We start from the raw sequence: 12,514 nt of genomic DNA on the forward strand, positions 1-12,514 counted from the left end.
CACCCGCCCCACACTCGCCCAGGTATCCCGCCACAACTCCCCCGAACGCCCCAGGCGCATGGCAGCTTGCACAACTTGTCCCGGTGAGGGCAAAAATTTGGGGTCAACCGCCCCCACCCAGGTCACCAAGCCCCACCCCATCAGGGGCAACAGGATCGAGAGGGTGACCAACCGCCAGTACAATCGGTGGGGAATGTCCTCAGCAAGCCGCCAAAACACCGACGGGCGCAACTGCCGGGGCTGTAACTGGTCACGCAGGGGCTGGGAACGTTGGGGATCGGTCATGGGAAGTCACTGGAACGGGGGACATTTGGGCTTGGGCACGGGCGGCATAGGCTTTCACAAACCGGTCGTCGAACAATTTGCTCAAATCCGGTTGGGTTTTCGCCAAACCGACTTGCGTTAAAAAGGCACTGATTTTCTTCGCCGCAAAAGGTAACGAGGACATATCATTGCCGGGTTGAAAAGCGGCGATATTTTCCTGCACCGTAAAAATCCGGGTACCCGCCGCATATTGTTTGTATTCTTCCACTGAAACATTGGCTTTTTTCGCCATAATGGCAGTGGCTTCCTCAGGATTGGTTTCCAAAAATTTCGTCGTCGCAAACCAGGCATCCACTACTTGTTGCACCTGTTCGGGATGCTCATTCACAAAGCTCCGGGTAAACACCAAATGGTCAGAAATCGCCCCCGGAAAATCCTTGGAACTGAATAATTCCTTACTGCCCGGACGTTTCAAGGCTTGGGTGGTAAAGGGCGCAAACACCCCTACCGCATCCACCTGTCCGGCGACAAAGGCGGTGGCGGCTTTCCCCGTTTCCAAGGGCACAAAGGTAATATCCGAAGGCTTTAGTCCCGCTTGTTCCATCCCCAACAACAGGAGAAAATGATCCACTGTGCCCTCTTCGGCAGCCACTTTTTTCCCCTTCAAATCCGCAATGGTATTAATCCCTTCCCGGACGATAATTTTGTCATTGCCCGTCGAATTATCATTCACCAAAACAATCACTTGATCCGCACCACCCGCTACGGCACTAATTGTGTCATTGAGGGTCTGGGAATTCGCTTCTAATTGTTGGGCTGTCAGGGCATTAATCGAGTCCAAATAGCTATCAAACCACTTCAAATCTACCTGCACATTTTGGGCGGTAAAAATTCCTTTTTCCTGGGCGACCTGCCAGGGAAACCAGCCCGGCCAGGCACTAAAACCCAGGCGCACGGTAGGACTTTCATTGCGCACTGCAGGACGGACACAACTTACGGTGAATAGGATTGCCACCACAAACAACAGCCCTTTCCAGACGTGGGATTGCCATCTCATGCCACCGGTAAACTCCTAAAAAATGAACCGGAACCGAACCGTTCATCACCAGGGAAAGGATTGGGAAATCGTGAGGATTTCACCCTCAAAAACCAACGCCCCCTGTACTACTTAAGCATCCCCAAACCAAATCAGGAAAAACAGTATCTTGGGATACAATTTTTTTGTACAAAAGTTGCGGCGCATACATAGGAAAAAAACAAACTAACGGATTGTAAATTTTTGTAAAAAGTAACAAAAGTAACTGTTTTTTGGAGGGGGTGAGCTAGGATGGGTTTAGCAGCTAGCAGGAGAGCTTCTAGGGTTCCGGCAGCGGTGGTGACTGCTGTGGCTGGTCCAAGAGAAGCAGGCCGTTGCCCCAGGGGGTGCGGTTACACGGCGGGATAAAAGCCCGGGAGGTCGTGCGGTTAGTCTGAGAGGCAGGCTAGGTCGCATCATCTCCTGGGCTGTGTCGTTTGGTAACCCAAAACAGGAGGTGCAGGTATGGTGGCAACGGCGTGCGAGATAGACATTCCCGCGGAATTGGTGGTTTGGTCGGAGAAGGTGCCGGGGGGAGGCTATTGGCATGGGGTGATTCCCCGCTGGCAGACCCTACGGATCACGGATTTGGGGGGGTCGCAGGGGGTGGCGATGCTGGCCTACAATGCAGACCGCCCGATGGAGCGTCTGAATGTGGCGGATACGGCCAAAATCCAATTCAACGCCTTTTTGCGCCAGGGGATGGTGCTGTATTCGGATATGGGGCGGATTTTGTTTTCCATCACGGCGGATACGTCCAACGGCCATGACCTGATCTGCGGCTGCAGTACGGCGGCGACCAATCGGGCCAAGTACGGGCATGGGGGAATCGGCACAGACATTCACGGTCGCCAGGATTTTCACAATGCCCAGGACCAGTTTTTGCGGGCGTTGGGGAAGTGGGGGATGTCCCGCCGGGATTTGATGCCCAATGTGAATTTCTTTAGCCGGGTGACGGTGACACCGACGGGGGATTTGCAGTACGATGCAGCGGCGGCCAAACCGGGTGCTTACGTGGATTTGCGGGCGGAAATGAATGTGCTGGTGGTGATTGCCAACTGTCCCCATGTCCTGCACCCGGATACGGTGTACCGACCGCAACCCATCCAACTGACGGTGTGGCGTTCCCCGGAACCGACGGCTGATGACCCCTGTCGCACGGCCAACGAGGAGGTGGTGCGGGGATTCATCAACACGGATACCTGGTGGCGGCAACGACCGCTGGCCCCCAATTACGCTCTCTAGGGCATGTAATTTTTTGTACTAATGTTTGCAGTAACTTTTTTTTCAGGAGGTACAAACGGTATGGCGACGATGACGATGGCGACCCCGACTTTGGACCCCGCCAAAGCGATTTACGACTACCAATTGCCTGCCCGCCAGCCCTGGTCGAAGGTGGTGTACAAGGGGCAGATTTTACGGATTGTGGATGTGGAGGGGAATCAGGCGGTGGACACCCTGATTTACAATGCCGCCGATACCTCGGAGCGCTACAGTGCGCCGGATACGGTGGTGCGCCAGGGAAATATCTTTATCACGGCGGGGACGCAGTTGTTGTCCAATGTGGGCAATGTGCTGATGACGGTGCTGACTGATACCTGTGGTCGTCACGATACCCTGGGGGGTGCGTGCAGTATGGAGAGCAATTCGGTGCGCTACGGGTTGCATAAGAAGCACCTGCACGCCTGCGTGGAAAATTACCTGCTGGAGTTGAGCAAGTACGGGATGCACAAGCGGGATTTGGTGAGTAATATCAATTTCTTTATGAATGTGCCGGTGGGGGCAGATGGCCGCTTGGAAATCGTAGACGGGATTTCTGAAGCGGGGAAGTACGTGGATTTGCGGGCGGAGATGGATGTGCTGGTGTTGATTTCTAACTGTCCCCAGATCAACAATCCCTGTAATGCCTACAACCCAACGCCGGTGCGGTTGCTGATTTGGGATGCGGCGGGCTGATGTTTGCCAAAGTCCTGGTCGCCAATCGGGGGGAGATTGCCCTGCGGATTATCCGCACCTTAAACCGGCTGGGGATTGCCAGTGTGGCGGTTTATTCGGAACCGGATCGGCACAGTCCCCACGTAGAGGCGGCGACGGAAGCGCTAGCGTTGGGGGGGACCCTGGCCAGCGAGAGTTATCTGCAGGGGGAGCGGGTGTTGGACCTGGCGGTGCAGGCGGGGGCGGCGGCGATTCATCCGGGGTACGGGTTTCTCAGCGAAAATGCGGATTTTGCTAGTGCCTGTGCCCAACGGGGGCTGGTGTTTATCGGACCCAAGCCGGAACACATTCGCCAGTTTGGTCGCAAGCACCTTGCCCGTGATCTAGCGGCCCGTCAGGGGATTCCCTTGGTGCCCGGCACACCTTTATTAAATAGTCTCACCGAGGCGCAGGCGGCGGCAGACCAGATCGGCTATCCGGTGATGCTGAAAAGTACGGCGGGGGGCGGGGGAATTGGGATGCGGCGGTGTGAGAATGCGGAGGAATTGGCGGCGGCCTATGCGCAGGTGCAACGGTTGAGCCAGGCGAATTTCCGGGATGGGGGGGTGTTTGTGGAAAAATACATCCCCCTGGCCCGCCATGTGGAGGTGCAGATTTTTGGGGATGGGCAGGGGCGGGTGTTGACCCTAGGGGAGCGGGATTGTTCCAGCCAGCGGCGCAACCAGAAGGTGATCGAGGAAACGCCAGCGCCAGGGTTAGCGGAATCGGTGCGGCAGGGACTCTACCAGGCGGCGCAACGGTTGGGGGAAGCGGTGCAGTACCAGTCGGCGGGCACGGTGGAATTTATTGTGGATGGGGCGACGGGGGAATTTTATTTCCTCGAAGTCAATACCCGCTTGCAGGTGGAGCATGGGGTCACCGAGTTGGTCTGCGGCATGGATTTGGTGGAATGGATGGTGCGTTTGGCCGCCGGGGAACGGGATTTTTTCGACCGCTATCGCCACCAGCCCCGGGGTCATGCCATCCAAGCCCGGATTTATGCCGAAGACCCCCACAAAAACTACCAGCCTAGCGCCGGGGTGCTGACCCATGTGCATTTAGCCGAGGGTGCCCGGTGGGATGCCTGGATTCGCCCTGGGACGGAGGTGACCCCGTTCTACGACCCCCTGTTGGCGAAAGCCATTGTGCATGGGGCAAACCGGACAGAGGCGATTGATAAATTACAAACCGTTTTAGCCCAAACCACCCTGGCGGGGATTGCCACCAATTTGGAGTACCTGCAACAGGTTTTGGCAGACCCAGTGTTTCAGCGGGGCGAGGTGAGTACCCAGTGGCTCTCCCAATTCACCTATCACCCGCAGACCATCGATGTGTTGGCACCTGGTACGTTTACTACCGTGCAGGACTATCCGGGGCGGTTGGGGTATTGGGATGTGGGGGTACCGCCTTCCGGGCCGATGGACCACCTGGCGTTTCGCTGGGGCAATCGTCTGCTGGGCAATCCCCTGGGGGCCGCCGGGCTAGAATGTACGATGGCGGGGCCGACCCTGCGCTTTAATGCCCCTACCCGCATTTGCCTGACCGGAGCGATGATGCCTGCGACCCTGGACGGCGAGCCGGTTCCCTACTGGCAAACGGTGACGGTGCGGGCCGGGAGTGTGTTGACCCTGAAGGCAGTACAGGGGGCAGGGTGTCGCACCTATATTACGGTGCAGGGGGGGCTGCCGGTACCGGAGTATCTGGGCAGTCGGGCGACCTTTACCCTGGGACAATTTGGCGGGCATGGTGGTAGGGCGTTGCGGGCGGGGGATGTGCTGCCGCTGACACCCTGGGATGGGCAGGATCAACCAGCCACTTTGCCCCCGGACTTAATTCCCCAATACACGGATACATGGGAAATCGGCGTGATGGTGGGTCCCCACGGGGCGCCGGACTTTTTTACCCCGCAGGATATGGAGATGCTGTTGAGCCATGCCTGGGTGGTGCATCACAATTCGGCCCGCACAGGGATTCGGCTGATTGGCCCGGCGCCCACCTGGGCCAGACCGGATGGGGGGGAAGCGGGTCTGCACCCTTCCAATATCCACGACAACGCCTATGCCATCGGCACGATTGACTTTACCGGGGATATGCCGATCATTTTGGGGTACGACGGGCCGAGTTTGGGGGGGTTTGTCTGTCCGGCGACGATTGTGCAGGCAGAACTGTGGAAAATCGGGCAGTTGAAGCCGGGGGACCGGGTGCGATTTTTCCCGATGGATGAACCGACTGCCCGTGCTTGGGAACAGCGACAGGAACAGGAATTGGCTCGCCTGACGCCCCTACCCTCTATCCCCGCCGTACCGGTGGTTACGGAACCAGTGCTCAAGCGGGTGACGGATGCCCATCCGGTGGGGGTGACCTACCGACAGGCGGGGGACAAATATATATTGATCGAATACGGGCCGTTAACTTTGGATTTGACCCTGCGGTTTCGGGTGCATGGGTTGATGACCTGGTTGCAAGCGCAAAAGATTCCCGGCATTATTGACCTCACCCCCGGAATCCGTTCTTTACAAGTGCATTACGATAACCAGCGACTGCCCCGTTCTGAACTTTTGGATATATTAGCAACGGCGGAAGCCGAATTACCTGACGTGGCGCAGATGACCGTGGCTACCCGCATTGTGCATTTACCCCTGTCTTGGAATGATGAATCGATCCAGCTTGCAATTGCCAAATATATGCAGTCGGTGCGCCCGGATGCCCCTTGGTGCCCGAGCAATTTGGAATTTATCCGGCGGGTGAATGGCTTGGCGGACATCCAGCAGGTGTATGACATTGTGTTTGGGGCGAGTTACTTGGTGCTGGGATTGGGGGATGTGTATCTGGGGGCGCCGGTGGCAACCCCGCTTGACCCCCGACATCGGCTGGTCACAACCAAATACAACCCTGCCCGCACCTGGACGCCGGAGAATGCGGTGGGCATTGGTGGGGCGTATCTGTGCATTTACGGTATGGAAGGACCAGGGGGGTATCAGTTGGTGGGGCGCACGGTGCCTGTGTGGAATCGCTATTATCGAACTGCCGATTTTACCCAGCCCTGGCTGTTGCGGTTTTTTGACCAAATTCGCTTTTTCCCGGTCACTGCCGCAGAACTCCAGCGCTACCGGGAGGATGTGACCTATGGGCGGGTGAAATTAGACATTCAGGAAGAAACGTTTCATTTAGGGGACTATCAACGGTTTCTACAGGAAAATGCCGCATCCATTCAGGCTTTCAAAACTCAACAACAAAACGCCTTTCAAGCAGAGCGGGAACGGTGGGTGGCGGCTGGGGAATTTGACCGACCGGATACGGAAGCGGTAACAGCCCCGCTAGAGGCGCCGGAAATTCCCATCCCCCCAGGGCAGGTGGCGGTGCGGGCGGAAGTCAGCGGCACAGTTTGGCAGGTAGTAGTCACCCCGCAAGCGCAGGTTCATGCCGAGGAAAAGTTGATGATTATCGAAGCGATGAAAACCGAAATTGCGGTACTCAGCCCCCTAGATGGCACCGTTGCCCAGATTCTCTGTCAACCCGGGCAAGCCGTGACGGCGGGACAAATCGTGCTTTTACTCATCCCAGCGGCGTGAAGGCTCCCAGCGCACCACCCGCCCGGCGGCCAAAGCTTGCACGGTTCCATCGGCCCGTTGCACCTGGAGTCGCCCCCAGGTGTCAATTCCTGCGCCCACCCCGCAGACCGGCCCCTCAGGTGTCTGGACAACCAAAGGACAACCGGAGAGCACATCCCGCTGGCGCAGTTGGGGCAAAAGCCCGGTCAAGCCTTTTTGCCGGATCACCCCATGAGCCTGCAACAGGTAATCGCGCAATTTTGTCACCAAGGGCATCACTTCTGGCGGTGCGCTCACTTCCGACAGACTTGCTACCTGGGCCGGGGATAAATCCATCGCACCGGTTGCCAAAGCCTTTGGCCAATCCACCTGCCGATTCAGCCCCACCCCAACCACCGCTTTGGGAAACCGAGCTTCGCACAGCACCCCCGCCACCTTGCGTCCCCAGAGCAACACATCGTTCGGCCATTTGATGCCCAAGGCCAGGGCAGGCAAAGTCATCAAATCTTCCACTGCATGGATCACCGCCAATCCTGCTGCCAAACTCAACCAGGGCAATTCTGAAGGGGCAAGTGGTTGCAGGACAAAGGAAGCGGTTAAAACTCCCGGTGGCGCATACCAAGGCCGTTCCTGTTGCCCTCGTCCTGCGGTCTGTCGGGGGGTATAGACCACATCTCCTGAGGTCAATCTATCCAGCGATTGTAATGCCCACGTATTGGTACTGGGACATGCTGCCAGCCAGTGCAACCAAGGGGGCAAAGACATTGTGTGACTTCCCGGCGGACCAGCTAAACTCGTCCCAGCGCCAACCCCACCACCAACATGCCCAGCACAAAAAAGGGTTGAGCACTTGCCTGGTATTTTACATCATTGGCCAGGGGATCACGCAAAAAATACATATCTTGGAACGTGATTTGGGGAATCACCAAAAGCAACAACAGCGTGGCATAAAGTTGCTGGCCAATCGCCATCAAATACACCGCCACCCCAACTTGAAATAAATCAATCATCACCACACTGATCCAGGCTGCTGTTTTGACCCCAAATTGCACCGGCAATGAAGCCAAACCCAACTTCCGATCCCCCTCCATACTCTTAAAATCATTGACCACCGCAATCCCCAACCCTGCCAAGCTGTAGAACAGCGTCAGGACAACAATAGTGGGATTGAGCGTCCCGAACAGGGCATGCCCCGCCCACCAGGGGAGGGCAATATAACTCGCCCCCAAAGCGTAGTTGCCCAGCCAACCATTCTGTTTCAACTTCAGGGGGGGAGCCGAGTAGGCAAACGCCAACACCGCCCCAATTACAGCAATCGTGGTGATCACCGGCCAAGAATGCCCTGACCAAATATCCAAAAACCAGGCTACCCCCAGACCAGCCAACAACAAAAACCAAATTTGGGCAATAACTTCGCCTAGAGGAATGGCTCCCGAAGGAATGGGGCGGTAGGGTTCATTAATCGCATCAATTTCCCGGTCATAAAAATCATTCAAAGTTTGCGTGTAACCCGTCATCAAAGGCCCCGACAAAAGCATACAGGTCAATACCTGTAGAATGTCCACCCACCGCCATTCAAATCCGCCTGATGAGGCACTGCCACACAACACCCCCCAAATCAAGGGAATCCAGGTGATGGGTTTCATCAACTGCAAACGCAACCGCCATTTCGGGAGGTTTTGCACCTGCGCCCCCTTCATGCCCAGAATTTGCCGCACTTGGGCTTGGCTTTCTGCTTCGCTCATGGCTTGGTGGAGATAGCTTGACTTATTAATTATAGACGATTGCGACTTAGTTGGAACCAGAGTGAAAGTTCACTCGTGTGCAAATCTTGCCATCCATTTTCGGAGATTCCAGCAAATTCTGTGTGCAACGACCCAAAAACTTTTGGCAGGGGACGGGTTTGACCATCCAAAGTCGCCATTTTTTAGAATTTGTGAAAATAGGATGATGAAAAGAAGGTGGTGAGCAGTAGTGTGGAACTCTGCAACAAAAGTTCATCAATTCGCGTCCGGCAAAATGCTCGATGAGACAATCTTTTGTTATAAATGAGAATTCATGCCCTAAAGACAATGCGTTGTATCATTAGGTTAGATGCACATTCTGGCACCAATCCTCAAAATCTTAAGATTCAACACTTCTAGGTGGTGATAGCTTGAATGGCCATAGGTTCCATGGTTCATCTGCACACTATAATGAAAGAAAAGACTGTGTTCTTTTTCTTGCAGTTTTTGGGTTGGTTTTTTTATGATTACATAACTCGGTATTAACTGCCGAAAATTACAAGCTAGTAGGAGTGTTTGTCCATCCGATTCCAGGTCGGTTTCGCATAGATACCCACACGGAAGGACGGGTATCCTCACTGCGCAGTGCCGGCTGTTGTTTTAACATAAAAATTAAATAGTCTCTAAGGCACTGAACGACGATGTTTTACGTTGACCCGTTGTATTTGTTGCTGTCCCTACCGGCTTTGTTGCTGGGGATATGGGCACAGTGGCGGGTGCAATCTGCTTTTGCCACCTATAGCCAGGTGGGAACCCGCATGACCGGTGCGCGGGCGGCGCGGCTGCTTTTGGACCGCTATGGGCTGCACAGTGTGCGGGTGGAGCGGGTAGATGGTTTTCTGAGCGACCATTACAACCCCATGACCCGGGAATTGCGCCTGAGTCCTACGGTCTATGATGGGGCAACGGTGGCGGCGGTAGGGGTGGCGGCGCACGAAGCGGGCCATGCCCTGCAACACGCCGAGGACTATGTGCCGCTCCAGTTTCGTTCGGCCATTGTGCCGGGGGTAGTAGTTGGCAGTTGGTTGGGGCCGATCCTCTTTTTCGTCGGCTTTGTGTTTAACGCACTGCGGGTACTGGCCTGGGTTGGTGTGGCCCTATTCGGCCTGGCTGCCCTGTTTGCCCTCATTACATTGCCGGTGGAATTTGATGCCAGCAACCGTGCCAAAAAACTGCTGGTGGCCGAAGGCATTCTCGCGCCCCAAGAGATGACTGGCGTGAATGCGGTGTTAGATGCTGCGGCCTGGACCTATGTGGCGGCTGCGGTGCAAGCGATCATGAACCTGCTGTATTATGTCCTGCTGTTGCTGGGCGATCGCCGCCGCGACTAGGGAGCCACCAACCGCCGGAGTTCCTGGGCAATCCCCCAGGCACCCCCCCCGCGATTGACGCGCTCTTGCCCATTGCGTTGGCATTCCTGGCAATAGGCGGGATTGCCTAGGATTTCTTGTACCCAGGCGGCAGCAAGACGCAATTCGGCTTCCCCGGCTGGCCCTCGCCCTACGGTTCGGACGGAACACCCGAGTAACCGCATCTGCGCTTCGGCAAACCGATAGGTAAATTGGGGACCCCGCCCAGGAATCTGAATCACAGGCTTACCCAGACCCACCGCCTGCTCAATGGCAGTACCGGCCATGCCTACGACCACGTGGCTTGCGTGGAGAATATCGGCAAACCGCTGCTGCGCGCAATGCACCACCCCCGCAGAACAACGCAATTGCCCCGCCTGATACTGCCAGCCCCGTTTTTGGGCCAGTTGCGTCAGCAATTCATCCGTAAAATCCGACACCAGCGCTGCCCACACCTGCGCCTGGGGATAGCGGGCAAACAGGTATTGACAAAAACCTAACAAAAGCAGCAGATTGTGCTCGGCTTCCGGGAAGCGACTCCCCGGCAAGAGGGCAATCACGGGCCGGTGAGGGTCAACCGGCAACGGTTGCCCGGTCGGTATCAACCCGTCCATGATGGGATAACCGGCAAACAGGGCTTGGTGTAGGCCCCGCTTTTGTAACTGGTGTGCTGTCAGGGCATCCCGCGTAAACACCTGCAGGCAACGGGGCGAGGTCAAGCCCCACCAGGTCAGCCCTGGCAGTTTCAGTGTGCCTTCGTAGTAGCTGGAGGTGGAAACCAGAAATGCGGCATAGGGGCGTCCCGACAGCCGGGCAAAACTCAAGGGCACCCCATCCCCCACTGCCACCAGCAGGTCACAGGTGGGAGCCACCCGTCGCATCGCCTGCCACTGTTGCCAGGTCAAGGTCGCCAACCCTGCCAACACATCTCGCACCAGGAGCCAGGGATGCATATACACCATCCCCCCCGACGGCAGATTCCGGGTGGGCGCAATCACCGGAATTTCGGCGCGCTGGTACGCCTGCCCGCTACCCACCAACGGCAACCCCCACACGTGCGCCCCCCACTGGCGACAGGCCTGCGCCACCAAACTGGCATTCACATCCTCCCCATGCCCATTGCTGAGAAACAAAATTCTGGTCATCAACGCGCCCGGACGGTTCTGCGTTTCCCTCCCATTTATACCAAAGCCCATACGGACGCTATACGCTTGCTGTAGCTAGGTAGGTTAAGGTTGTCGCCTGAAGATTCATGGCGACGCCATTGTGGGGCTACGCCCAGCGCCTATGATCATGTCAACCTTTGTATGCTTAGCTATAGCTTGGTAGCTCGGGGTGGAAAAGCCCGCTCGCGTTAGCGGGACGTAGTCCTTGAGCGACTGGAATCGCCTGCCAATTACCCCGGTGAACGACCCGGACGGTGCGCGCGTAAGTAAGCGGAACCTGGCGACGTGGTGGCAAGGAACCGTCTCGGGGTGTCTTGACCACGCCTTGGCGCGTCCGTTGGTGGACTGCATCAGCATCCCCCGACTTGAGGCGGTGGGCGTGTCAACTGAAGACCAGCCCGTCCAAAAGCAATCCTCCATCATCATGTCTCCCGATTTGGTCGTACAAATCGAAAGGCAGATGCTTCAATCTCAGCTACTGCACCTGCTGGGCCGCTGGTTCAAACTCCACCTGCCCTGTCGGCAAGCGCTGTTAGACCTCCTTAAGCAGTGGATTACCTGGCTGGAAAACTACAGCCTGTTAAAGAATCAAGGGGTACAGTAGCAACACTTAGCAAACCAACTTTGGAAGCAGGATGGATTAATCAGTAGTAAAGAAGTCTCCACTATCTGCTCCATGTGATACTTCCCAACTCTGGAAAACTGCCGAATAAAGTGCTTCAACACCGACCACATCATCTCAATCGGATTCAATTCCGGTGCATACACAGGTAGGTATCGGATTCGCGCTCCTGTCCCCCTAATTAATTCCTCAACTTCCCGACTCCGATGAATATTTATAGTCGTTTCACAAGAAAATGCAACACTTTGAGGCACTGGTCATGGCTGTATCCCCTTCCAGGACAGGGTTTGCAGGTAAAGGCGAATGTTGCAAACTTGTTTGAAATGACTATAAATTGTCCATAATCACCACCTTCCTCGCCTCTAGCTTCGGACATAACTCGCTTCGCAAAAACTCCAAAAATCCCCTTTCTTCATCCCACCCTTGATGACACGACAGCCAACTACTCCTCTCAGGGAAATAGCTCCAATAACCGTATGCTTCTCCCCCTTGTATCTCTGACGATAATGATAAGCTCTTTGACCCCGTAAACTCCGAGCTACTCCCCGTTCCATTCCCTCCCACACCCCTGTCTGGTCGAGGGTAATCAAATCCTCCGCTGGAATATCCCTGACTTTTTGACGATAAGCTCGTCGTTCTCTTTGCACCTCCTCTTCTTGGACTCTCGCGCTGCGGTAAGTCTTTTTTTAGAGTCATTCCTTGCTTTTTCAAGAAATTGTGTATCGTGAC

Annotated in this window: 9 protein-coding genes, 3 pseudogenes and 1 riboswitch; of the genes and pseudogenes, 5 read left to right on the forward strand and 7 right to left on the reverse strand. The window is 55.8% G+C overall.

Annotated features, from left to right (window positions below; translation table 11 throughout):
- Both ACWISF_RS08510 and ACWISF_RS08515 read right to left on the reverse strand, forming a co-directional pair.
- Window positions 1-285 (reverse strand): annotated as a pseudogene (locus tag ACWISF_RS08510) (ABC transporter permease); the annotation flags it as partial.
- Window positions 251-1,321: an ABC transporter substrate-binding protein gene (locus tag ACWISF_RS08515; protein WP_448381160.1), complete on the reverse strand. Its 1,071-nt coding sequence runs from the start codon at window positions 1,319-1,321 to the stop codon at window positions 251-253. The pseudogene ACWISF_RS08510 and the gene ACWISF_RS08515, both read right to left, overlap by 35 nt.
- 287 nt (window positions 1,322-1,608) lie before the next feature.
- A riboswitch (guanidine-I (ykkC/yxkD leader) is annotated at window positions 1,609-1,721 on the forward strand.
- 83 nt (window positions 1,722-1,804) lie between these two features.
- On the opposite strand from ACWISF_RS08515, the gene ACWISF_RS08520 reads away from it, so the two are divergent.
- The 3 genes from ACWISF_RS08520 to uca all read left to right on the forward strand — a co-directional run bounded on the left by ACWISF_RS08520 (window position 1,805) and on the right by uca (window position 6,885).
- Window positions 1,805-2,584, forward strand: coding sequence for an urea amidolyase associated protein UAAP1 (locus tag ACWISF_RS08520; protein WP_448381161.1), 780 nt, complete (start codon window positions 1,805-1,807; stop codon window positions 2,582-2,584).
- A 69-nt stretch (window positions 2,585-2,653) separates the two neighbouring features.
- Entirely contained in the window at window positions 2,654-3,295 is a 642-nt protein-coding gene (locus tag ACWISF_RS08525) for an urea amidolyase associated protein UAAP2 (protein ID WP_448381168.1), read from the forward strand.
- Window positions 3,295-6,885, forward strand: coding sequence for an urea carboxylase (uca, locus tag ACWISF_RS08530; protein WP_448381162.1), 3,591 nt, complete (start codon window positions 3,295-3,297; stop codon window positions 6,883-6,885). The genes ACWISF_RS08525 and uca overlap by 1 nt, the downstream gene beginning before the upstream one ends.
- On the opposite strand, the gene ACWISF_RS08535 is transcribed toward uca, so the two are convergent.
- On the reverse strand, window positions 6,865-7,629 hold the full coding sequence (locus ACWISF_RS08535; RefSeq protein ID WP_448381163.1) for a biotin--[acetyl-CoA-carboxylase] ligase: 765 nt from the start codon (window positions 7,627-7,629) through the stop codon (window positions 6,865-6,867). The genes uca and ACWISF_RS08535 overlap by 21 nt on opposite strands.
- Window positions 7,630-7,652: 23 nt before the next feature.
- Window positions 7,653-8,609 carry a chlorophyll synthase ChlG gene (chlG, locus tag ACWISF_RS08540; RefSeq protein WP_448381164.1) on the reverse strand — a complete coding sequence of 319 codons (957 nt, stop codon included), beginning with the start codon at window positions 8,607-8,609 and terminating at the stop codon, window positions 7,653-7,655.
- Between the two features lie 680 nt (window positions 8,610-9,289).
- Here chlG and ACWISF_RS08545 point away from each other — a divergent pair.
- A complete protein-coding gene (locus ACWISF_RS08545) occupies window positions 9,290-9,979 on the forward strand; it encodes a zinc metallopeptidase (RefSeq protein ID WP_448381165.1) in 690 nt (229 codons plus the stop codon).
- Here ACWISF_RS08545 and ACWISF_RS08550 read toward each other — a convergent pair.
- Window positions 9,976-11,145 carry a lipid-A-disaccharide synthase-related protein gene (locus tag ACWISF_RS08550; protein WP_448381166.1) on the reverse strand — a complete coding sequence of 390 codons (1,170 nt, stop codon included), beginning with the start codon at window positions 11,143-11,145 and terminating at the stop codon, window positions 9,976-9,978. The two genes, ACWISF_RS08545 and ACWISF_RS08550, sit on opposite strands and share 4 nt — an antisense overlap.
- Before the next feature lie 223 nt (window positions 11,146-11,368).
- Here ACWISF_RS08550 and ACWISF_RS08555 point away from each other — a divergent pair, with 223 nt between their 5' ends.
- Entirely contained in the window at window positions 11,369-11,767 is a 399-nt protein-coding gene (locus ACWISF_RS08555) for a hypothetical protein (RefSeq protein ID WP_448381167.1), read from the forward strand.
- On the opposite strand, the pseudogene ACWISF_RS08560 reads toward ACWISF_RS08555, so the two are convergent.
- A pseudogene (locus ACWISF_RS08560) lies at window positions 11,752-12,000 on the reverse strand (transposase); the annotation flags it as partial. The gene ACWISF_RS08555 and the pseudogene ACWISF_RS08560 overlap by 16 nt on opposite strands.
- A gap of 115 nt (window positions 12,001-12,115) precedes the next feature.
- Window positions 12,116-12,514: pseudogene (locus tag ACWISF_RS08565) on the reverse strand (transposase); the annotation flags it as partial.

The sequence above is a fragment of the Gloeomargarita sp. genome (genome assembly GCF_053491055.1).